Annotated in this window: 19 protein-coding genes; 12 read left to right on the top strand and 7 right to left on the bottom strand. The window is 44.6% G+C overall.

Translation table 11 applies throughout. The features are described 5' to 3' along the window. Positions 1 to 98 precede the first annotated feature (98 nt). Positions 99 to 2792 carry a M64 family metallopeptidase gene (locus MHB50_RS15475; protein ID WP_340084141.1) on the top strand — a complete coding sequence of 898 codons (2694 nt, stop codon included), beginning with the start codon at positions 99 to 101 and terminating at the stop codon, positions 2790 to 2792. Positions 2793 to 3055: 263 nt separating this feature from the next. Here the strand turns inward: MHB50_RS15475 and MHB50_RS15470 are convergent, their stop codons facing one another. From MHB50_RS15470 to modA, 3 genes are read right to left on the bottom strand one after another with little or no spacing between them, the layout of a single operon-like run. Further along, positions 3056 to 3703, bottom strand: coding sequence for an ATP-binding cassette domain-containing protein (locus MHB50_RS15470; RefSeq protein WP_077113582.1), 648 nt, complete (start codon positions 3701 to 3703; stop codon positions 3056 to 3058). Between the two features lie 14 nt (positions 3704 to 3717). Next, positions 3718 to 4392 carry a molybdate ABC transporter permease subunit gene (gene modB / locus MHB50_RS15465; RefSeq protein ID WP_340085352.1) on the bottom strand — a complete coding sequence of 225 codons (675 nt, stop codon included), beginning with the start codon at positions 4390 to 4392 and terminating at the stop codon, positions 3718 to 3720. 24 nt (positions 4393 to 4416) lie between these two features. Next, complete coding sequence (modA, locus tag MHB50_RS15460; RefSeq protein ID WP_340084140.1) at positions 4417 to 5208, bottom strand: molybdate ABC transporter substrate-binding protein; 792 nt, start codon at positions 5206 to 5208, stop codon at positions 4417 to 4419. A gap of 124 nt (positions 5209 to 5332) precedes the next feature. On the opposite strand from modA, the gene MHB50_RS15455 reads away from it, so the two are divergent. Further along, positions 5333 to 6253, top strand: coding sequence for a substrate-binding domain-containing protein (locus tag MHB50_RS15455; protein ID WP_340084139.1), 921 nt, complete (start codon positions 5333 to 5335; stop codon positions 6251 to 6253). 119 nt (positions 6254 to 6372) lie between these two features. Here the strand turns inward: MHB50_RS15455 and MHB50_RS15450 are convergent, their stop codons facing one another. The 4 genes from MHB50_RS15450 to MHB50_RS15435 form a co-directional block, all read right to left on the bottom strand. After that, positions 6373 to 7584: an FAD-dependent oxidoreductase gene (locus MHB50_RS15450; protein WP_340084138.1), complete on the bottom strand. Its 1212-nt coding sequence runs from the start codon at positions 7582 to 7584 to the stop codon at positions 6373 to 6375. Continuing rightward, positions 7581 to 7913, bottom strand: coding sequence for a (2Fe-2S)-binding protein (locus tag MHB50_RS15445; RefSeq protein ID WP_205179085.1), 333 nt, complete (start codon positions 7911 to 7913; stop codon positions 7581 to 7583). Before MHB50_RS15445 ends, MHB50_RS15450 begins: the two co-directional genes overlap by 4 nt. Then, the gene (locus MHB50_RS15440; protein WP_077113577.1) at positions 7906 to 8181 is read right to left on the bottom strand and encodes a (2Fe-2S)-binding protein; all 276 of its coding nucleotides are present in this window, start codon (positions 8179 to 8181) and stop codon (positions 7906 to 7908) included. The genes MHB50_RS15445 and MHB50_RS15440 overlap by 8 nt, the downstream gene beginning before the upstream one ends. Before the next feature lie 69 nt (positions 8182 to 8250). Further along, positions 8251 to 9912 (bottom strand): sigma 54-interacting transcriptional regulator, encoded by a 1662-nt coding sequence (locus MHB50_RS15435; protein WP_205179082.1) that lies wholly within the window; start codon positions 9910 to 9912, stop codon positions 8251 to 8253. A gap of 174 nt (positions 9913 to 10086) precedes the next feature. On the opposite strand from MHB50_RS15435, the gene MHB50_RS15430 reads away from it, so the two are divergent. The 10 genes from MHB50_RS15430 to MHB50_RS15385 all read left to right on the top strand — a co-directional run bounded on the left by MHB50_RS15430 (position 10087) and on the right by MHB50_RS15385 (position 22233). Continuing rightward, positions 10087 to 11262 (top strand): FAD-dependent oxidoreductase, encoded by a 1176-nt coding sequence (locus MHB50_RS15430; RefSeq protein ID WP_340084137.1) that lies wholly within the window; start codon positions 10087 to 10089, stop codon positions 11260 to 11262. Beyond that, positions 11259 to 12296: a proline racemase family protein gene (locus MHB50_RS15425; RefSeq protein ID WP_205179072.1), complete on the top strand. Its 1038-nt coding sequence runs from the start codon at positions 11259 to 11261 to the stop codon at positions 12294 to 12296. The genes MHB50_RS15430 and MHB50_RS15425 overlap by 4 nt, the downstream gene beginning before the upstream one ends. After that, positions 12293 to 13231 (top strand): proline racemase family protein, encoded by a 939-nt coding sequence (locus MHB50_RS15420; RefSeq protein WP_205179070.1) that lies wholly within the window; start codon positions 12293 to 12295, stop codon positions 13229 to 13231. Before MHB50_RS15425 ends, MHB50_RS15420 begins: the two co-directional genes overlap by 4 nt. 37 nt (positions 13232 to 13268) lie before the next feature. Further along, complete coding sequence (nhaC, locus tag MHB50_RS15415; protein ID WP_077113572.1) at positions 13269 to 14690, top strand: Na+/H+ antiporter NhaC; 1422 nt, start codon at positions 13269 to 13271, stop codon at positions 14688 to 14690. 22 nt (positions 14691 to 14712) lie between these two features. Next, the gene (dapA, locus tag MHB50_RS15410; protein WP_077113571.1) at positions 14713 to 15615 is read left to right on the top strand and encodes a 4-hydroxy-tetrahydrodipicolinate synthase; all 903 of its coding nucleotides are present in this window, start codon (positions 14713 to 14715) and stop codon (positions 15613 to 15615) included. Positions 15616 to 15702: 87 nt separating this feature from the next. Further along, positions 15703 to 17142 (top strand): sodium:solute symporter family protein, encoded by a 1440-nt coding sequence (locus MHB50_RS15405; protein ID WP_340084135.1) that lies wholly within the window; start codon positions 15703 to 15705, stop codon positions 17140 to 17142. A 3-nt stretch (positions 17143 to 17145) separates the two neighbouring features. After that, complete coding sequence (locus MHB50_RS15400; RefSeq protein ID WP_340084134.1) at positions 17146 to 18282, top strand: Xaa-Pro peptidase family protein; 1137 nt, start codon at positions 17146 to 17148, stop codon at positions 18280 to 18282. 184 nt (positions 18283 to 18466) lie between these two features. Beyond that, positions 18467 to 19633: an amidohydrolase family protein gene (locus tag MHB50_RS15395; RefSeq protein WP_205179052.1), complete on the top strand. Its 1167-nt coding sequence runs from the start codon at positions 18467 to 18469 to the stop codon at positions 19631 to 19633. Between the two features lie 33 nt (positions 19634 to 19666). Further along, positions 19667 to 21154, top strand: coding sequence for an aldehyde dehydrogenase family protein (locus tag MHB50_RS15390; RefSeq protein WP_340084133.1), 1488 nt, complete (start codon positions 19667 to 19669; stop codon positions 21152 to 21154). Positions 21155 to 21690: 536 nt separating this feature from the next. Next, a complete protein-coding gene (locus MHB50_RS15385) occupies positions 21691 to 22233 on the top strand; it encodes a cupin domain-containing protein (RefSeq protein ID WP_339164655.1) in 543 nt (180 codons plus the stop codon). Positions 22234 to 22302: the final 69 nt, after the last annotated feature.

The raw sequence follows: 22302 nt of genomic DNA, 5'->3' as shown, positions 1-22302 counted from the left end.
ATGAAACATTCTTTTCAAATCGACCTTTACCTTTAACATTATGTTGACATGATAGGAAAACATTAAAAAAACAGATTGATTAGGGAGGGGAAAATGACGTGTTTCGTCAAGGTAAAAAGGTGATATTGTCCTTGTTTGCGATCGGTGTCTTGATGCTTATGGGTTTGAGTCCTGCAACGGAGCAAGGAGATCGTTTTTCCATTGCATCAGCGAAAAGCGGACAGCTTGAGGTTGGTGATGTCAATATCGTTCCATTGCAGGTAACAGGACCGGCAAGTGAACGATTGAATCTAATCATTCTGGGAGATGGTTATACCGCTGATGAAATGGACAAGTTTCACGAGGATGTGGATCGGAATCAAAATGTCCAGTGGAGTGTTGAGCCGTTTCGGAGTTATCGGAATTACTTTAACGTATATATGGTAGAGACACCGTCCAAGGAATCAGGAATCAGTTGCGACCCGGATGATGGAAATGTCCGGCGGGATACTGTTTTTCATCTCCAATATGCGAATGAATGTCCGGCTGATCCGTTAGCGCGCGGTGTGACATACGGGGCTGGAGGAGTTGAAGCCAGGGATGCGATACTTAGAGATCATGTGGCTCCGCTTTTAGGAATACCTGAAAAATATCAAAATATTCAAACGATTGTTATAGCCAATACGTTTACTTATGGCGGGATCGGCGGCGTGCATGCCACAACAACTGGCGGAAGCCCGCAAGGACCGTTGGTTTCTTTGCACGAGTTGGGTCATTCCTTGGGTCAACTGCAGGATGAATATCCTTATTCGAGCAGAGAATATCCAGGTCTGCCGCATCCGAACAGCGAGCCAAGCTCTTTGCACCATACGCGGATGAGCTCAGAGGAAATGATGGCGCAAAAGGCAAAGTGGTGGCGTTGGTTGGGGGAAGAAAGCGAGTCTGGGGGGATGATTCGGGCTGCGGATCCGGACGGTTATGAAAGTGGTTCAACACGGGGGTCAAATGTTTGGCGTCCCAGCGAGCATTCTATGATGCGGTGGACTGGATTTTACTTCGATCAGGTTGGCAGGGAAATCATGACTCAGCGGATTACTGGAATGAGGAACGCCAATAAGATGCCGGTTAATTCAACGCCTGAAGGAGAAGTCGGCACCGAGGATGTACTATGGGTAGAGACAATGCATCCAAGATTTCATATGCTTGATGTAACATGGGAGATTAATGGGAAAAGGGTGGCAGATACGAATAATAGCCGCTATTTAGAACTTGGGAAAGTGAATGTAAAAAAGGGAGACAGTATAAAGGCAACTGTGAAGGATACTACCGAATTTGTCCGAGATCCCGCATACTTGGATGGGCCGCGCATGACACAAGCGAGAGAGTGGACAGTTGGAGCTCCGCTTCCGAAAAAAGATGTGGAGATTCAGTTCACCAACCATTCTACTACGCTTCATCATTTAACGCATGATGAAATCGTTTTTGTTGAAACAGCCAATCCTGTCGACAGGGTGTTACAAGTAACATGGGAGATTAATGGGAAGAAAATAGAAGACAAACATGATACCCGTCATCTTGATTTAAGCCAGTTCAATTTGCCGAAAGGATCATTTGAATTAAAGGCAACGGTTATGGACCCGTTGGACTCTGGCGGGGGATCGGATACAGTTGGCTGGACTGTTGACAATGAACTTCCGCTAGCCGAAAAAACATTGTCTGATCCGCTGGCCATGTTAGGGACTGAACATTACGTATATTTCAATGAGTTTGATATGCTGCTTGATCCAAAAGATAATCAATCCGGGTTTGTCGTAGGCGAATTTCGGCTAAATAAAGATGGATGGTACAATTACTTTGGTTTTCCGGATGCCCCTCTGGGTACACCGTTTACATTTTCACATTCCGGAACAGTAGTTAAGGCACTCGTATATGGTAACTTGGGGACAGGAGGTCTTTCGAAGGCTGCTTTTGAGCAAACATACAATGAGAATGATCCTGGAGGGCCGTTTGTTGCTGGATTTGGCACACATCTCGTTGAACATCGTGCAATTGATGCGGCGGGAAATATCGGCTTATCCAAAAACTTTCACGTGACTGTTTTGCCTGGCGGAAAACCAGCCTGTTCGGAAAAAATGACTGGAAAGCACCCAGGTAATGTAGTGGTGAAAGATGGGGTCGTCTGTATTGAAGATGCTGAAGTATCCGGGGGACTGACGGTCCAAGGAGGCGCATCAATCATAGTATCGAACAGCACAATTCATGGTGCCATTGAGAGTATAAATGCCGAAAGAGTTCAAATAGTCGAATCCACTGTCCAGGGGAAAACAACTGTGATGTCTACGAAAAGCGATGTATCCATTGTAGGCAGCTCATTTAACGGATCGCTTGCTTTGCTCGACAACAACCAAGTATCTGTGAACGAAAAATACGGAGAATACGGGCCGGTTGTAGTTGGAAACTCCGTTCATGGAACGCTCATTTCAGTGCATAATAACGCAAAAGTTGCTGACTTTGGAGCCCCGAATAAAGCAAGTGGGACATCTGATATAAATGCGCAAGATATCCTCTCTTTCATCAAGCATTTTGAAGTAGGAGGAGAGTTTTCCAATCCGGAGGCAGCCCGCGCATTAAAAACTCATATGATCGCTGTTGAGCTTTTTGAAGAAAAGGGAGAAGATGAAAAAGTCCTTCAGCATATGGGCGGTTTCGAGACATTGCTTAATAACCAGCAAAAGAATCAATCAATCTCGGAAAAAGCCGGACAAATCCTTAACGCTTTTGCAAACGAGTTCGTTAAAAAAGTAGAAAGCTAATAAGGAAGGAGTGAATGTTTTTTAAAAGAAGGTGAAAAGAGCTTGCTTTCTGTCGGGGGAGGCTTTTCCGCATTTGGCCGCTATATGGTGACATACACAATTCTGCTCGCACCTGATTGGGCGAAGTAGTCAGAAAGCTAACTTTGAGGTTCGGACAAAACCCTATAAAATTAAATAAGCCAGCGTGAAATCAAATTTACAAACCTTGATTTCACGCGGTTTTATTTTCACGATTTGTACGGGAATGTCAGTTTGTTTTTAACTTATGTACCAGGCTCTGTTTTTTGTTGGGGTCTTTCGTTCGCCAGTTTTCCATTCTCCAAATATAAAATTCTATCTCCCAGTTTTTCAGCTTCCTCGCGGTTATGAGTGACTAAAATAATGGGAATGCGCCAGAGCTGGTGGATGCGGAGCAATTCTTCATGGCTTTTTATACGCGTATGGTCATCTAATGCGGAAAACGGCTCATCCAAAAGCAGGGCGTCTGGTTCGGTGGCAATCGCTCTTACAAGGGCTACACGCTGTTTTTCGCCACCTGAAATTTCAGAAGGATATTTGTTTGCCAGATGTTCGATTTGCAGTTCTCTCATGAAGTCTTTGGCAAATGTTTCATTTTTCATGCCGTAAGAGATATTTTTCCAGACGGTCATATGTGGAAAAAGGGCGTAATCTTGAAACAAATATCCGATGTTTCTTTTTTGGATGGGAACGAGCGGCTTGCCGTCAAAAAATGTTGTCTCGTTCAAGCGGATGGTCCCGGAGTCGGGCTGGTTCAGTCCCGCAATACAATGTAGGATGGTTGTTTTCCCTGATCCGGAAGGTCCGAACAAGATGACGATTTCATTGGCTGCCGTGAACTGCACCTTCAAGTGAAAATGGGATCGTTTTTTTTGAATATCAACGGTAAGCACATTCGAACCCCCCATCAAGATTTCGTGTGTTTCATCATGTTCTTTTTACTCCACCAGTTTAGCCATAAAATGGCGCTGAATCCAAGAGCAACGATAATGATGACCCAAAAGGTGGCAAGCTCCATATCTCCAGATTCCACTGCGAAGTAGATGGCGAGCGGAATCGTATCCGTCACGTTCGGGATATAGCCGGCGATCATCAAAGTAGCGCCGAATTCACCGAGTGCGCGGGCGAAGGAAAGGACAGTCCCAGCGAGCAAACCCGGCCAGGCAAGCGGAAAGGAAATCGTCCAAAATACTTTCCATTTGGAAGCGCCCATCGTATAGGCGGCACTTTCAACATTCGGATCATATTGTTGAAAAGCGGCGACGGCACTTTGATACATCAATGGAAACGATACGACAATTGCTGCGATGAGGACTCCGTACCAGGTAAAAACAATTTGAAAGTCGAACCAGTCAAGCAACAGCTTGCCAACTATGCCATTTTTTCCGAAAATGTATAACAGGCCGAAGCCGACAACGGTTGGAGGAAGAACGAGCGGCAGCATAATGATGGCTTCCACTACGCTTTTTCCGGTAAAGGAATTGCGCCCAATCACCCTTGCAAGGACGACTCCCGTGATAAAGACGATGATTGTCGCGATAGCAGCCGTTTTAAATGATAATAAAAGCGGAGAGTAGTTCATATGTTCCATCATACCTTACCAACGTTATTTCTTGAATCCGTATTTTTTCATAATGTTTTGAGCTTCCTCTGTTTGCAAAAACGTTAGAAAATCTTCCGCTTCTTTTTCATGCTTCGTATTGGCGATGACGGCGCCCGGGTAAACGATAGGGCCATGCAAAGAATCGTCAACAGTGGCTAACATCTTGATTTTATCGGAATTCACCGCATCACTTTCATAAACAAAACCGATGTCGGCATTCCCGGTTTCCACATATGTTAATACTTGCCGAACGTCTTTTGCCAAAACAAGCTGATCTTTTAGCTCATTCCATTTATTCAAATGATGTAGTGCTTCTTCCGTATATTTACCTGCCGGAACGCTTTTAGGATTGCCAATGGCGATCTGCTCCACATCTTTCGCTGAAATTTGTGCTGCCGAAGTATATTGGATATCGGAATCCGCACTTGTAATCATGACCATTTTATTTCCTGTAATATTTGCTCGTGTCGAATGATCGATTAGGTCTTCTTTTTCCAATGTGTCCATCCATTCCTGGTTGGCAGAAAGAAAAATGTCAACAGGTGCGCCCTGCTGAATTTGCCGGGCTAATGTGCCGGAGCCGCCCAACTGCAAAGTGATATCGACTGCATGGTCTTTTTCATAGATTTCTTTGATTTCTTCCAGTGCCTCTGTCAGACTGACTGCTGCGGAAACAATCAATGGTATCTTTTTCCCCTCTGTTTCCTTGTCGACGTTGGTGGTTGTTTCCTTGCTGTTGCATCCTGCCAATAACAACGAAGCGACTAGCAAGATGAATATGGCGAATTTTTTCATCTGAATCCCCCAAAAAAGCAGATTTGGTTATATCTATTTATCATTAGTTATAACTAATTATAGTTAGCTTGAACATATAAGTAAATGATAAAATAGAGTGATTATATGTATTGAGGTGTTGTTGATGGCACACAATGAGTCTTTTACAACGGAAGAGATTGCCCGGCTCTTGAAAGTCTCCAAATTGACGGTTTATGACTTAATTAAAAAAGGGGAATTGAAAGCGTTCCGGGTAGGACGGCAAATGCGTGTGGACGCGAATGAGCTGGAGCATTACAAATTACGGACACTGGAAGTGAAATCTGCTCCGGAAGTGGAAGCTGAAAAAACGATAAAAGGATCAGTGCGTCAAGTCGTGATCAGCGGCCAGGATAGCAGTCTCGATATTTTGGCCAGACAGATCGAATCGAACACAAACCAGTATCGTCCGTTGCGTTCTTACGCGGGCAGCCTTGACGGCTTGATTGCCATGTATTTGGGAAAAGCGGATATTGTCAGTACGCATTTGCTCGACGGTGATACACTTCAATATAATATTCCCTACATAAGAAAGCTGCTTGTCAGTCAATCCTTTATTGTGATGAACTTGATCGGCCGCAGGGCCGGGCTTTATGTGGCAAAGGGAAATCCATTGCAAATAAGGGGTTGGCCGGACTTGGCCAAGGCTGGTTTAAAGCTGATTAATCGTGAGAAGGGGGCCGGAGCCCGGGTGCTGCTAGACGAACAACTGCGGCTTAACGGTATATCGAAAAAACACGTAAAAGGATATGGAGATATTCAAACAAGCCATTTGGGAGTGGCTAGCAGCGTGGCCAATGGAAGAGCCGATGTCGGTGTCGGCATTGAACATACGGCCAAAGTTGCGAATATTGAATTTATCCCCTTGATGACAGAAAGCTATGATCTTGTCCTATTAAAAACAAATGACAATGAACAGCTCATCGGCAACGTGCAGGCGATTTTACAAAATAAATCTTTTCAAGAAAAATTGCAATCCCTCGGTTATGATGTATCCAGAACTGGTGAAGTAGTATATGAACAGTAAAGATGTTAGTTCGTGAATTGGCCAGGTTTTTAAAACCATGAGGGCACGCCAAGAGATTGCCATAAATATCAAATCAGCATAAAAAAACTGGACCTGCCCGGTCCTGTTTTTTTATGAGCCTATTCGGCAGAAAGCTCTTCCCAAATCTTTTTCATGCGCTCTCTGCCTTGTTCGATGTTTGGTGAAAATTGAATGGCGGCCGCCTGCCTGGTTTCCTGGATAGCTCGTACGGCCTCATCCAATTTTTGATCAATGATCATGGACTCTTTTGCCGCCTGTTTTGCAATCGAGAGTCCGGCGGCAGTCCCTTGGGCCATGGCAATTTTTCCGCTTTCAATCCCGGTGATATTTCCCGCCACAAACAGGCCTTCAAGCGGCGTTTCCATTGTTTCTGAATGAACAGGGACATGCCCTCCCAATTCAGGAATATACCGGAACGGACAGCCGGCGACTGCGGCCAATTCAGCAAGTGGATATAACCCGCCCGCGATGCAAACAAAGTCCGCTTCGTACTCCGTTTGCGAATTTGCCATGATATTTCCCCGGGAATCAATATTGACGGTTCGTACCCCTTCCACTTTTGTCTTTCCCACAATTTCAACAGCCGCTTTCCGGAGTTGGAGGGAAGTGCCGTTTACTTTTATGCCTTGTTTCGGATAAAATTGAAGACCCCAGTTTCGGAAAGCAGGACGCTTCATCAAGCGGCTGCCGATGCGCAAAAATCGCGAAGGAGCCAAATGGGAAGCATGGAGCAGGGATTCCATGACATTTTCCGGTATACCGGCATGTTGACTGAGCGCGTTTTTTTCTGGGAGGATGATCCGTTCCACACGAATGCCGGCCAGTTGCAGTTCATTTAATATGGCAAAGGATAGTATGTTTGCTCCGATAATGATCCCTTTTTTCCCTGCCCGAACCCGGTGGACATTGGTCATCACTTGGGCGGCTCCAATAGACATCACACCCGGCAATGTCCAGCCGGGTATGGGGATTGGAAATTCGGCTGCTCCAGTGGCAAGTAATATAAAAGGAGCATCAAATGTTCCGGCGTCTGTATGGATTTTCCAAAGTTTTTGGGCTTTTTCCAAATCAAAGACTGAAACACCGCAGTGTATATGAACGGACAATTGTTTTGCTTTTTCATGCAGGCGTTTCGATTCTTCTATTCCGTTCCACCATTTTCCCGGTCTTTCTTCGTGTAGCTGTCCAAGCAGCCGGCCGCCCGGCTTTATAAACTCATCGAGTACTGTTACCTCTAGGCCGTGTTGAGCACAGGCAATGGCTCCTGCAAGTCCTGCGGGTCCGGCGCCAATCACAATAACATCGCTCATTTTTTTGCCACCATCTCTTTAATCATATTGGGATGCTGCTTTCCGCTCTCAACAGCCATATCTTTTTTCACAATCGTAAGACAGGCGCGTTGATTTGCCTTCCCGTTGACGGTGACACGGCATTCCATGCAATGGCCAATGTTACAGTAAAATCCGCGAGGTGTTCCACTTTGTTCGTGGACACGGAGTTGGCGGATGCCATTGGCTAAAAGGGCGGCCGCGATTGTTTCTTCTTCGTAAGCGGTATATGTTTCTCCGTCAAATTGAAAAGGAATTTTTTTTCTATGTTCGATTTTGCCTAAAATAGGGTGGTCAATAATTCTAGTCATCAAGATCACCTGCCGTTCCGAAAGTGACCGGTCTGACAGGCGGCTGGTATTTCAACGGAATGTCTGAAACGGAGATGCCCGGCAGTACCTCTTCAATGAGCCGGTCAAGTGTCACCCTGCATGTGCGGCCTCCACAGAAACCCATTCCTGCCCGCGTTCTGAGCTTTAACTCCCTTGCACTGCATGTATATGTTTCAACAGTTGTTTGAATTTGTCCGAAAGTGACTTCCTCACATCGGCAAATGACCAAGTTCTCGTTGCCAGTCATAGGCTTTGCCTCCTTTTGCTGTCTATGCAAGTTTATAATGCAAAAACTGTACCAACAAAGGGAGGATATTCAGTCAAGTCCAAGGCGCTTTAGCCGGTTATACAGGGTGGCTCGTGTGATGCCGAGTTGCTTGGCGCACTCCGCTTTATTTCCTTCTACGATCTTTAAGGCCCGCTCCAACACTTTTCTTTCATGCTTTTCCATTTCGGTCTGAAGCGGCAAAATGGTTTGGTGTTGTTCTTGCTCTTCCCATTTGGGCAGCTGTTTTTGATCAGAGAAGCTGTCCGGAACGAAAGGCAAATACTCTTTTTTGATGATACCGTCCGTCGCAAAAACGACAAGCCGTTCGATGACATTGCGCAGTTCCCGAATATTGCCCGGCCAGTCATACTGTAATAAGGAATGCATAACTTCGGGTGAAAAATCTTGGATGGGACGATCGTAGCGAATAGACAACTCTTTTAAAAAATGATTTGTCAGTTCAATAATATCTTCCTTCCTCTCACGTAAAGGAGGAATTTGGACACTGACGACATTTAAACGGTAAAATAAATCGTCACGGAATTTTCCTTCTTTCACGAGCTCCGATAAGTTTCGATTTGTTGCGGCAATGATACGGAAATCAATATTGATTTCCTTTTCACCGCCAATTCGGTAAAATTTTTGCTCCTGCAACACCCGTAATAATTTTACTTGCATGTCAAGCGGCATTTCTCCCACTTCATCGAGGAATAAAGTTCCTCCGTTAGCCAGTTCAATCTTTCCTTTTTTCCCCTTTTGGCTGGCGCCTGAAAAGGCCCCGCGTTCATAACCGAACATTTCACTTTCAAAGAGAGAATCCGGTATGGCCCCACAGTTAACGGAAATAAATGGGGCGCTTTCTTTTTCGCTTGCATCATGGATGGCTTTCGCGAACACTTCTTTTCCAACGCCGCTTTCCCCTAAAATCAGGACGGTTGACTTAACGGCACACACTTTTTTTGCCAAATCCACTGTTTCCTGGAGGATTCTGCTTTTTCCTTTAATAGCGCTGAACGGATCGTTTGTTTTTCTGTATTTCGCGACCTCTTGCTCGAGGCGGTGTACTTCAAAGGACATGTTAAACAGTTTTTCATTGAGTACTACTTGGCTGGTGACATCCGTTTCCGACACCACGGCCCCAATGATTTCCTCTTCGTAATAGACGGGATTGGAATTAATCAGTACAAATAAGTCGGAACGCGGATGATGTTGTTTGTTTTTAATGCTTTTCCCTTTGTGAAGAGAATGCAAGATTTCCAGTTTGTCAGGTTCAAAAAAGTCCGTAATCAACCGTCCCAATATTTCTTCTTGTTTAATCGAAAATATTTCTTCTGCGCCCTTTGTCCATGTTTTGACACGACCGTCGGCGTCAATGGCCGTCACCGAAGAATCTGATGTGTTGATGACTGCTTCATAAAAAGCGCTTACATGTTGAAAGGAGGTGTAGAGAAACTGGATCATCTGAGCTGCGGTAATATAGCCGTTCGGCTTGTCATTGGCATCAAGCACCACTGTGACGAAAGTTTCTTGGAACGCATTGGTTAACGCCATAAAAGTGTCGTCCTCGTATACCGTTTTACATCGCCATTCTTTTTCAAACGGACTTTTTTGGTAAAAAAACCGCCCGTCTCTTTCCAATATATAGTCCATGTTGTTAGGCCGTATTAACGTATGCAGCACTTCACGGATAGTTGGCAGCGAAAGAGCCATGATTCCACCCCTTATATATAAAAAATTTTACAGTGTAAAGATTATTATACACTAATATGTTCAAGTTTTTAAAATTTTCCCGAAAGTAATATTGATTTTCTCATGTGGCAGGCGGAGCGACCTGGCACAGTATTTGCAACCTATAAAAAGTAAGCACCGAAGGGAGGAACAGCTTTGAAACATTGTGATGTGTTCATCATCGGCGGCGGAATTATCGGGTGTGCTATCGCCTATTACGTGTCCAAATCCGGTCGGCAAGTGACCCTTGTTGAAAAAGGAGATTTTGTAAGCGGCACTTCTTCTCGTTGTGATGGAAATATTTTGGCTATAGATAAAGATCCGGGTTTTGACAGCCAGATGTCTTTGGTCAGCCAGAAGCTTGTCGCTGATTTATCACGGCAGTTGGATTATCCATTTGAATACCGCGCACCAGGAAGTATTCTTGTTTGTGAATCTGAAGAAGAAATGGAAGCTGCGGAGCAATGGGTGGAACGCCAAAAAGCGGCAGGATTGCCGTTTCGGATGTTGGACCGAAATGATATACGGCATGAGTCCAAGTATTTTGCTGACGACTTGCTTGGGGGCTTGGAATGTTCCACAGATTCAACCGTCAATCCATATATGCTTGCTTTTGCATTGTTGGAAGCGGCAAAGCAGCAAGGAACAGAGGCTTGGAAACATACGGAGGTGAGGCGTGTAAAAAAGGAAGGAGACGGGTCTTTTTCCATTGATACGTCAAACGGAATGTTTACCGCTAACCATGTGGTGAATGCCGCTGGCGTCTGGGCGCCTAAAATCGGGGAGATGCTGGGCCTGTCGATTCCGATCAAGCCAAGGAAAGGGCATATCATTGTCGCCTCCAGACAAGAACAGATCGGTTTGCGTAAAGTGATGGAGTTTGGCTATTTAATTTCCAAGTTTGGCGGGGAGCGCCGGGTTGATCCGCTTACAGAGAAATATGGGGTGGCGCTTGTCTTTGAACCGACGGAAAGCCAGAATTTTTTAATCGGGAGCAGCCGGGAATTTGTCGATTTTAACACGAAGGTAGAGCATGAAGTCATTCAATGTATTGCCCGCAGAGCGATTCGCTTTTATCCAAAAATGGCTGACATGATGATAATCCGTACTTACGCAGGTCTCCGGCCGTACACGGAAGATCATTTGCCGATTGTGTCGCGAGTGGATGAGATTCCAAATTTTTACATAGCGGCAGGACATGAGGGGGATGGAATCAGCCTGGCGGCTGTCACAGGGAAAGTTGTGGAGGAGCTCATGAATGAAAAAGAGACCAGTATTCCGATTCAACCTTTAAGCTATCATCGTTTTCAGAAAGGGGTGGCAAGTATTTGAAGGCGCAAAAAGTGTTTACAACGATAGATACACATACAGGAGGAAATCCCACGAGAACTCTCATCAGCGGGCTTCCCGAACTAAAAGGAAACACGATGTCGGAGAAGATGCTGTACATGAAAAAAGAGTATGACTGGATCCGCAAGCTGCTCATGAATGAGCCCAGAGGGCATGATGTGATGTCGGGAGTGCTTTTGACAGAGCCGTGCGATCCCGCGGCGGATATCGGCGTCATCTACATTGAAACAGGCGGATATTTGCCGATGTGCGGCCATGATACGATTGGCGTCTGCACAGCTTTGACAGAGTCGGGGCTCATCTCTGTAAAAGAGCCGGTGACCTCCTTGACATTGGATACACCGGCCGGGTTGGTGGAAGTGGATATCCTTGTCGAAAACGGAAAGGCGGTCACCGTTTCTTTTAACAATGTGCCATCCTTTTTGTTAAAGAGCGTCAGCGTTGATGTGGAAGGCATCGGCGAGGTGCAGGCGGATATCGCGTACGGGGGAAACTTTTACGCGATTATTGACGCCAAATCAGTGGGACTCGATTTGATTCCTGAAAACGCTTCCGACATTATTGCAAAGGCGATCAACATTCGTAACGCCATCAACGAATCAACGGAAGTGGTCCACCCGCAATTTCCGTTTATCAGGGGATTGACCCATGTGGAATTTTTTACGGAGCCAACGCATAAAGAAGCGGATGTAAAAAACACCGTTGTCGTCCCGCCGGGCGGGATCGACCGTTCACCGTGCGGGACGGGGACTTCTGCCAAGCTGGCTGTTCTTTATGCCAATGACGAAATAGGGATAGAAGAAGAATTTGTCCATGAGAGTATAGTCGGCACATTATTTACAGGGCGTGTGCTTCATGAAACGCAAGTCCAAGGAATGGACGCGGTTGTGGCAAACATATCGGGATCGGCCTGGCTGATGGGCATGCACCGCTTTTTCTACAATGAGGAAGATCCGCTTAGGGAAGGGTTTCTTCTTATTCCGCCGATGGAGCATGAAACGGAGGATGTGACATGAAACTGCAAAAAATGTATCACACGACTGACGTGCATGTGGCAGGCGAAGTTTTTCGGATCATCCATGATGTGCCACTCGTTCATTACAGAAGTCTGCAACAATTGGAGGAGCAGCTGCCGGCCACTTTTTCGGAAGAAATGAAATTGCTTGTAAAAGAGCCGCGCGGATTTGCGGGGATCACCGGCTGTCTCGTTGTTCCGCCTGTCAGTGAAGAAGCGGATGTGGCTGTTATCTTTTTTGATCATGAAGGCACAGTGCCTGTTCATAATGCCGGAGTTGCCGCCATCACTACTGCCCTGCTTGAAAATGGCCGCTTAAAGGAGAAACAATCAAGCGAGTATTTGATAGAAACCGTTCAAGGCATCGTTTTTGCATCGGCGGTAATGGAAAAGGAACAGGTTGTATCCGTTATTGTGGAGACAGGTTCGTTTACTCTCGTGAAGTCTGACATTCCTTTTTTAGAGACAATGTATACCCTCGTGCAGGGGGAGCATTTGTATGCTCTGTTTGACGCGAAGGAAGTTGGCGCCGTGCTGGAACTCGCCAATCTTTCAGAATTAAAAGAATGGGGACGACAGGCTGTTCAAAAGTTGGCAAGGGAACGCGCAGTTGAAAGGGTTGTGTTAATGGATTGGGCGGAAGCATCCAAGGGAAGGGTGAAATCAGTCACGTTCCGGGAGGACGGATGGCTCGTCCGTTCGCCGGGCTTCGGTTCGACGGCGGCCTGTTTTACAAGTCTGGTGGGGAAAGGGGAAATCCGGTCGGAACAACGGCTAGTGAATGAAAGCATTTTTGGAAGTTTTCTTGAAGCAAATTTGCTTCAAGTCGACGGCGACAATCGGTTCAGTATACGTGCGAGAGGGTTTATGACAGGGGCGCAAACGTTTATCCTCGATCCAACGGACCCTCTGCCTGACGGTTTTTTGCTTAAGTAATGGCATTCCTGGTTTATGAAAAATGAGGAGGAAAACCATGGTAAAAGAAAAGCGTCTTCCCAATCTGCCTGAAGTAATCTTTGTGTTAGTGAGTTTTATTGTCATCATGTACGTGTTTGTTGCGCAAATTGGCCTTCCGATTCAATTGGCATTGTTCGTTTCCTGGTTTGTCATTATGCTTGTCGGCCTTAAAATCGGTTACACGTATTCCGATTTGCAGGATGGCATTTTAAAGGGGATTCATAACGGTTTGGAAGCTGTCTTGGTCCTCATTACGGTGGGGGCGTTGATTGGTACATGGATTGCCGGCGGAATCGTTCCGAGCATCATTTATTATGGTCTCACCATTATTAATCCGACGATCTTTTTATTTGCCGCTTTCGTTATTTGTACGTTGACATCGCTGGCAACCGGAACGTCATTCGGCACAGCGGGCACTGCCGGCATCGCCATGATGGGGATTGGACACAGTTTTGGAATACCGATAGCGCTTGTGGCAGGGGCCGTCATTTCCGGAGCTTATGTTGGAGATAAAATGTCTCCGCTTTCAGACACGACGATCATGACGGCCTCATTGACGAAAGTAAACTTGATTGAGCACATCAAATCCATGCTGTATGTCAGTGTTCCCGCTTGGGTGTTAACGGGGTTGTTATTTATCTTTACCGGTTTGTTTTACGTGAACAAAAGCGGCGACCTAAGCCGTGCAGAAGCGACGATGGCTTCATTGCAGGAGCATTTTCATATCGGCTGGTATATGCTCATTCCTGCCGTGATTGTTATTATCCTTCTAGCCATGAAAAAGCCCTCGATTCCGACGATTGCTTTTGGTGCCTTGCTCGGAGCCATTTGGTCCTTTCTATTTCAAGATATGACGATACTGGATGCGATTAAAACTTCCTACAGCGGATTTGCGATTGAATCGGGCGTCGATTTTATCGACAATTTGCTCAACAGGGGCGGGATTGTCTCCATGCTTGATGTCATTGTTCTCATTTTGTTTGCTCTTGGCGTTGGCGGTTTGATGGAGAAAATCGGCATATTGCAGGTTATTTGCAACACGATGCTTGCTTGGGCGGATAATGCGGGGAAAGTGACACTTTCTACGATCATTTCCGGATTTTTTGGGAACTTCTTTGGAGGCGCTGCTTACGTATCCATTATCACGGCGAGTAAGATTACCGAAAAAAACTATGATCGTCTTGGCATTGACCGGCGGGTGCTTTCAAGAAATACAGAAGCGGGCGGAACAGTTACGACGCCGATGGTGCCGTGGAGTGATGGCGGGGTATATATGGCCACTGTATTAGGTGTAAGCACTTTGTCCTACCTTCCCTTTTTATGGTTTAACTTTTTGGCTGTATTCATTACGTTGATTTACGGGTTTACGAATAAGTTTATTTGGTATACGAACGATTCGGACAGTGAAGATACGGATCAACAAATTGCAAGTCTATAACATAATGAATGGAGGAAGTAAAATGTCAAAAATCAGGGGAGCTTTTCCGGTTTTAATTACCCCGATGAATGAACATCAGGAGATTGATTGGGGAGGTGTTAAGAACAATATACATTATTTTATCGACCAAGGTGTGGCTGGAGTCATTATCAATGGGAGCACCGGAGAGTTTGTCAGTCTGACGAAAGAAGAAAAATATAAGATGGTTGAAACGGTGGTTCAAGAAGTAAACGGACGAATTCCTGTAATGGTTGGGACAGCGTCCGAAACGACGAAAGAAACAATCGAATACACGAAACAGGCGGAAGCGAATGGCGCGGACGCCGCCTTGATCATTAATCCTTACTATTGCAAACCGAAGGAAGAAGAAATCTATTTTCATTTTAAAGAAGTTGCCAAAGAAACGGATATTCCGATCATGCTGTATAACAATCCAGGTCTGTCCGGCATCGATATGAGCACGGAGTTGATGCTGCGGCTTGCAAGAGAATGTGAAACCATTACACATGTCAAAGAATCGAGCGGCGATATTCAGAAAGCGAGAGACCTCGCCCGTGAAGGAAAAGGCGACATTGAAGTGTTTTGCGGAGCTGAAGAGCTGGTCATGGAATCTTATTTCGTCGGAGCAACGGGCTGGGTGTCCGTAGCGGGCAATATTGTGCCGAAACTGGTGACAGATATGTTTCACTACTTCCAAAATGGTGAAATTGACAAGGCCTGGGAAATCAACGACCGCATTCTTCCTCTCTGTCATTTCCTTGAAGGATCGGGGAAATATGTCCAAATTGTCAAGCGGGCTCTGGAATTGACCGGGCAGGCCGGCGGACCGTCGCGCTATCCAAGACTGGGATTGTCGCCGGCTGAAGAACAGCAGTTGAGAGATATTTTATCTCAATTAAACATTACACTCGCCACAGTAAAATAAAAGAATATGATGTTTGCGAAATTCAGTGGAAAGGACAGGATTACATGGTTTAGTAAAATGTCAATCTTCTACCAGGGGTGGTAAGCCATGAATGTTCATTTAATCATTGTTATTGTGTATTTAACTAGCATGGTTTTCTTAGGAATGTATTTTGCTAAGCGCGAAGTTAAAAATACCGAGGATTTTATGATAGCAGGGCGGCGATTGCCGGGTTTTATCCTCGTTGGAACATTGCTTGCCACGTGGGTGGGATCAGGAACAATAGTCGGAGGGGCCAGTTTTATTTTTCAATACGGGCCTCTCGCCTCTATTATTTACTTTGCCGGTGGACCTATTGGGATCATGATTTTATACTTCATTGCCGATATGGCCCGATTATTGAAGAAAAATACTTTACCAGAAATGTTGGAGAATAGATATGGAAGTACTACTCGGCTTGTCGCCACTGTTTTTATCCTGTTGGCGTATGTGGGCATTACCGCTTACCAATTCATAGGCGGAGGAGTCATACTGAGTATGACGACTGACATATCACCTGAAACCGGCACGATACTCATTGCTGTTTTTGTCATATTTTTAGCTGTAACAGGTGGACTATTTTCTGTCTCTTACACAGATTTTGTAAGCGCTATATTGATTGTGTTTGGATTTTTAATCGCTGTCCCATTTTTATTGCCCAAGGTAGATGGTTTTTCTGGAATGGTTTCCGCATTGCCTGACAGTCATGTAAGCTGGTCGGGAGGATTGACATTCCCGCAATTGTTGGGGTTCTTTTTACCGACCTTCCTATTAATACTGGGAGACCAAAATATGTACAATCGATTTTCGGCAGCCAGGGACGAAATCACCGCAAAAAAATCAACAATCGGATTCTTTTTTGGGAATGTCATCATTATTAGTTTAGCGATCTTTATTGCGACAACTGCTGTTGTGTTATACCCGGAAATTCAATCTGACACTTCTATTTTTCATATTGCCGCAAATGCAGTACCGGTTCCCGTTGGGTCACTGATATTGGTTGCTTCCATTGCGTTGGTCATTACGACAGCTAACTCCTTTTTATTATCCATTGCCGGAAATATCGTTTACGACATTTACTCTCGATTTAAGGGTACGCTCACAGATCGGCAGCATTTACGTTTTAGTCGGATGTCTGTTATACTGCTTGGTATTTTGGCCTATGTACTCGGTACTTTTTTTCCGAGTGTATTAGAAGTACAAATGTATTCTTACACGATGTATGGTGCAGCAATTACACCCGTTGTGATGGCGACATTTTTTTGGAAAAGAGCCAATACGGCGGGGGCGCTGGCTTCTATTATTACTGGTGGGATGGCAACCCTTTTCTGGGAACTTGTACTCAATAAGCCGTTTGATTGGAACAGTGTTTTGTTTTCTTTGCCGTTATCGGTCGCTGCCCTCATTATTATCACGTTACTCACGTCAAAAAAGAAGGATATCGCGAGTATGGATACAGATTCAACAATCGTTCATCAAGCAAATGATAAACTTCCGGGAGGTCGGTGAAAAATGAATATAGACCATCGGTTAAATGAATTAATAACGTTTATGAATGAGCAAGGGCTTGCGGCTTGTGTCATTTCTAATCCGGATCATCAATATTATCTCAGTTCCTTTAAGGCGATCTTATATTCGCGTCCCATTCTATTTGTGCTAGATGAAAAATCAACGAGCTTAATCGTTCCGGCGTTGGAAGAGGTTCATGCCAAGGAAGAAGCAAAGATAGATCGTATTCTTACTTATTATGAACATCCGGAAAAAGCAAAGGAAGGTATTCATCCATATCAACATTTGGAAAAATTGCTCGTTCCGTATTCGACAGGATCAAAAATCGGCATCGATATGAGTGCGACTTCCGCGGGTCTGGCTGAATGGATACGGAAGTTGGGATTTACACTCGTTGATGTAGGACAAAAAATCGTTGAAATGCGTTATATAAAAGATGAAGAAGAGTTGAAGTTGATAGAGGAAGCGGGCCGGCTTGCCAACTTGGCGGTAGATCAATCTTTAAAGGCGTGTAGAGAAGGAATCACGGAAATCGAAATGGATGCGGCAGGAAATGAAGCTTTATTTAAGGAAACGGCTAAAAAGCATCCAAACTCAACACTGGATTTATTTGCCATGTCTCCTTCCGGCATAGAACGCACGATCATGCCGCATGTCTTTTCAAATACAAGGAAACTACGAAAAGGAGATGTGATTATTCATAGCCGTCAAGTGGCACTCAACGGTTATCGGGCCGAGCTGGAAAGAACGGTAGTCCTTGGCGAATTAACGAAAGAGCAAAGAAGAGGTTTTGAAGCGGCAAAACTGGCCCAGCAAGCATCAATTGATTTTATTAAACCGGGAGTTACGGCCGCTGAAGTCGACGAGGTATCAAGAAATGTGTTAAGAGAGGCTGGATTTGGACAGTACGCCATTCACAGGGCTGGGCATGGCATTGGGATATCCGCGCATGAAGAGCCTTCATTACGGTTTGATAATGATTTGATGTTAAAAAAGGGGATGGTATTTACGATTGAGCCGGGAATTTTCATTCCAGGCATAGGGGGATTTAGACACTCAGATACACTTATACTGACTGAGAATGGTCATAGACTCATCACCGAATACCCGCGTGAATTAGAAGATTTAACCTATCGTTAATCCGGGAGTTACTATACATCCGGACTTTCTCCGATACGCCTGTTGCAGATTCGCAGGACAAATAGTGACTGCCTGTCACCGTATTGGACAAATTTTTCATGAGTCCTTGAACATATTGCAATGTCCGCAAAAATCTGATGAAAAAAATTTGCAACTAAATGATCCATTTATCGGAGGTATGTTTATGGAATTTATCATAAATGGGGTAACGGCTTTTTGTGGTGAAAATCTGGCATTGAAAGAAGAGCAGGCTATTTGGATTAAAGATGAGATGATTTATAAAGTTTTACCAAGTGATCAAATTCCATCAGATAAGCATGTCATTGATAGAAGCGGGATGTTTTTGCTTCCTGGATTAATCGATTTACATGTCCATATTATTTGGGACGGTGAGACGGACCCTGTTAAAACGAATGCGGAAGAAAGCTATGAACAAATTATCATTCGCGCTGTAACCAATTACCAAAAATATATAACGAAAGGGATTACGACAATCAGGGATCTTGGTTCCATAAAAGATATTGCCTTACATGTGGCCGAAGCAGCCGATAGAAACCTGATCGCCGGTTCAAGATTAGTCGCATGTGGAAAAACGATCACGATGACGGGCGGACATGATCCTTTTTGGGGAAGTTTTTCGGATGGACCTTCCGAAGTTCTAAAAGCGACACGAGAGCAAATATACAAACATGCCGGGGTTATTAAAGTAAGCGCCACCGGAGGAGTATATGGCAGAAGCAAAGGCGAAGTAGCCGAAAGATCGGAACTCACTTACGAAGAGTTAAAGATTATATGTGAGGAGGCTAATCGATTTGATCTTAAGGTAGCCTCCCATGCCATTGGAAGGGAGGGGATTATCAACTCTATTAATGCGGGAGTAGATTCAATCGAGCATGGTCATTATATCGATGAGGAGATCGTCGAGTTAATGAATAGAAAGGGTTCATCGTGGGTACCGACATTGGAAGTCTATCAAAAGCTTGCCAGTCTGGAGCATGTGCCTTTATATGCCCGAGAAAAAGCAAAAAAAGTAATAGAGGCGCACGAGAAAGCATTTTGTCAGTTTTTTGATCAAGTGCTTGTTGGCGCCGGTTCGGATGCCGGATCCATATCCACTCCTCACCCCTCTTTGCTGGGTGAACTTCATACAATGAATAAATATGTGAATAATCCTAGAGACATTTTGAAAACGGCGACAGTCAATGCGGGAAAGATATTAGGAATTCCTACAGGCCAAATTACAGAAGGCTATTTCGCCGATTTTATTTTAATGGATCAAAACCCTTTATTAGATCTCAATCACCTCGAAGAAATAAAAGAAGTTTATTTAGAAGGAAAAAGATTTGTATAAAAATGTATTCTATTACAAAAAGGAGACTTATCTATGATTACTTCTTATGCAACTTTGAATGAAAAGGTAAAGGATTTTTTAAGTAAACCGATTGGTCTATATATAAATGGAAATTTTGTGCCGGCGAAAAGCGGGAAAACATTTGAAACATTAAATCCGGCGACAGAGGAAGTGCTGGCAACGGTGAGCGAAGCACAGGCAGAAGATATTGATGCGGCTGTCGAGGCCGCCCACAGGGCTTTTCATGAAGGACCATGGTCTGCTTTGACAACGGCCGAGCGCTCACATTTGATCTATAAATTGGCTGATTTGCTGGAGGAGAACAGAGAAGAGCTTGCCCAGCTTGAAACGCTTGATAATGGCAAGCCATTTAAAAATGCCCTGGAAGATGATGTGGATGGAACCGTGAACCATTTTCGCTATTATGCCGGCTGGGCGACGAAGTTGTATGGACAAACGATTCCCATCTCTAAACAATATTTAAATTATACGGTTCATGAGCCAGTCGGGGTGGTGGGGCAGATTATTCCCTGGAATTTTCCGCTGGCAATGGCCTCATGGAAACTGGGAGCGGCACTTGCAACGGGTTGCACTGTTGTCATCAAGCCTGCCGAACAGACTCCCTTGTCGCTTCTTTATACAGCAAGACTTTTTAAAGAGGCAGGCTTTCCCGACGGTGTGGTCAATATTGTTCCGGGATTCGGGCCCGAAGCGGGCGAAGCAATCGTCACCCATCCGAAAGTAAATAAAGTTGCATTTACCGGATCGACCGTCACGGGAAAAAACATTATGAAGAAAGCGGCAGATCAAATCAAACATGTAACCCTGGAGCTCGGAGGCAAATCGCCAAATATTATTTTTGAAGATGCCAATGTGGAAGAAGCGATTGAAGGGGCTTTCCAAGGGATCATGTACAATCATGGGCAAAATTGCAGCGCGGGTTCACGCGTCTACGTCCAGCGTTCATTGTATGATCAAGTGTTGAATGCCCTAGTTGAAAAAGCGAACGAACTCGTTCTTGGCAATGGGTTGGACGATAAAACGGAAATGGGGCCGCTCATATCCATGAAACAATTAGAACGCGTCCTTGGCTATGTTCAAAAGGGAGAGGAAGAAGGAGCCAAAATGGTTGCAGGCGGAAAACGGGCATTCGATACAGGCTTCTTCATGCAACCGACTATTTTTGCCGATGTGACAGACGATATGACCATCGCCAGGGAAGAAATTTTCGGGCCGGTCGTTGTGGTGATGCCGTTTGACACGGTAGAAGAGGTCATTCGCAGGGCAAACGACAGTCATTATGGTTTGGCCGCCGGAATCTGGTCGGAAAATATTCAAACTGCCCATTATGTGGCCAGTCGTCTCGAGGCAGGAACCGTTTGGATTAATGACTACAGCTTGGAAATGGAAGGCGCGCCATTTGGGGGCTATAAACAATCGGGAATCGGCCGAGAACTTGGAAGCTATGCGCTGAATGAATATACCGAGGTAAAAAGTGTTTGGGTGAAAGTGAGATCGTAATCAATAGATTTTTAGAGAAAAACTGCCATAAAGGGGCCGGGACGTCCCCTTGTAAAAATGAAATAAATCGCATGGAATCAAGTTTAAAACCTTGATTTCACGCGGTATTATTCTAACGATTTTTACGAATATTAATCAACTTTCAACTTATGTCCCAGCCCCTAGGCTGTCAAGAAACCCTCGAAGAAAACTTAATCACGGCAAATCCATCCTCCCCTTTGGGGATTTTACTCGTCTTTTTTGGGGGAAGCGACTTTTGGGGTTTACTAGCGACTATTTTGATTTACTCCCGACGGAAAGCGAAATATGTTGACGTAGCGATGATGGGGATTTTTTTACACAAATAAACCGGACAATTATAAATGAATTGTTCGGTTTTTGCTATTTCGTATTTGCTTATGTCCCGGCCACTTCCTCATAAAACCTTTTCATGAAAAATCAATTTTATTAAAAAAAAGGTTGATTCACTCTATTTTTTACAGTATAATCATAAATAATTTCAGTAATACTGTAAAAATAGAGAAGAGAGGATTTTGATGGAGGACATTTTTATTAAGATTCAAAAGTTGAGAAAAGAGAGGAGGCTGACTTTAAAAGAGCTGAGTACGGCGACTGGTCTTTCCATTAGTTTTTTATCGCAAGTCGAGAGAGGAACAACGTCATTGGCGATCACTTCATTGAAGAAAATAGCAGATGCTTTAGAAGTGCCCATGGTCTATTTCTTCGAAGAGGAGAGGGATGTAAACTATGCGGTTTATAAAAAAGACCAACATCCTTTTCGAATAGGCAGTTCGGATTCCACGCTCATCAGATTAAGCAGTCAGTTCCCAGAAAGAAAAATAGATGCCTTTATTATTACGTTAGATCCAAAACATAAAGATCCGGAATTGGTTCAGCATCCGGGAGAAGAGTTTTATTATGTATTGGAAGGCGAGGTTCTCATTTATATTCATGACAAAACATACTTGTTAAAAAAGGGAGATGCCATCCATTTTCCTTCAACCATTCCTCATAAATGGGAAAATCCGCTTGATAGCGAGACGACATTAGTCAGCTCTGTAACACCAGCCGTTTTTTGATTCGCAGCAGATAAAACTGCTTGCGAATGAAATAATGTAAGCGCATAACAATTGTTCACTGCACGTTCA

Source organism: Siminovitchia sp. FSL H7-0308, assembly GCF_037980985.1.
Lineage (GTDB): Bacteria > Bacillota > Bacilli > Bacillales > Bacillaceae_C > Siminovitchia > Siminovitchia thermophila.
Note: the sequence above shows the minus strand (reverse complement) of the source record. Positions and strands in the feature narration are given on the sequence as shown.

Coding starts and splice junctions, on each gene's coding strand:
- MHB50_RS15420 (WP_205179070.1), top strand. CDS start 12,293: ATGAAACTGCAAAAAATGTATCACACGACTGACGTGCATGTGGCAGGC.
- modB (WP_340085352.1), bottom strand. CDS start 4,392: ATGAACTACTCTCCGCTTTTATTATCATTTAAAACGGCTGCTATCGCG.
- MHB50_RS15390 (WP_340084133.1), top strand. CDS start 19,667: ATGATTACTTCTTATGCAACTTTGAATGAAAAGGTAAAGGATTTTTTA.
- MHB50_RS15440 (WP_077113577.1), bottom strand. CDS start 8,181: ATGACTGGCAACGAGAACTTGGTCATTTGCCGATGTGAGGAAGTCACT.
- MHB50_RS15395 (WP_205179052.1), top strand. CDS start 18,467: ATGGAATTTATCATAAATGGGGTAACGGCTTTTTGTGGTGAAAATCTG.
- dapA (WP_077113571.1), top strand. CDS start 14,713: ATGTCAAAAATCAGGGGAGCTTTTCCGGTTTTAATTACCCCGATGAAT.
- MHB50_RS15435 (WP_205179082.1), bottom strand. CDS start 9,912: ATGGCTCTTTCGCTGCCAACTATCCGTGAAGTGCTGCATACGTTAATA.
- modA (WP_340084140.1), bottom strand. CDS start 5,208: ATGAAAAAATTCGCCATATTCATCTTGCTAGTCGCTTCGTTGTTATTG.
- MHB50_RS15385 (WP_339164655.1), top strand. CDS start 21,691: ATGGAGGACATTTTTATTAAGATTCAAAAGTTGAGAAAAGAGAGGAGG.
- nhaC (WP_077113572.1), top strand. CDS start 13,269: ATGGTAAAAGAAAAGCGTCTTCCCAATCTGCCTGAAGTAATCTTTGTG.
- MHB50_RS15400 (WP_340084134.1), top strand. CDS start 17,146: ATGAATATAGACCATCGGTTAAATGAATTAATAACGTTTATGAATGAG.
- MHB50_RS15455 (WP_340084139.1), top strand. CDS start 5,333: ATGGCACACAATGAGTCTTTTACAACGGAAGAGATTGCCCGGCTCTTG.
- MHB50_RS15445 (WP_205179085.1), bottom strand. CDS start 7,913: ATGACTAGAATTATTGACCACCCTATTTTAGGCAAAATCGAACATAGA.
- MHB50_RS15450 (WP_340084138.1), bottom strand. CDS start 7,584: ATGAGCGATGTTATTGTGATTGGCGCCGGACCCGCAGGACTTGCAGGA.
- MHB50_RS15405 (WP_340084135.1), top strand. CDS start 15,703: ATGAATGTTCATTTAATCATTGTTATTGTGTATTTAACTAGCATGGTT.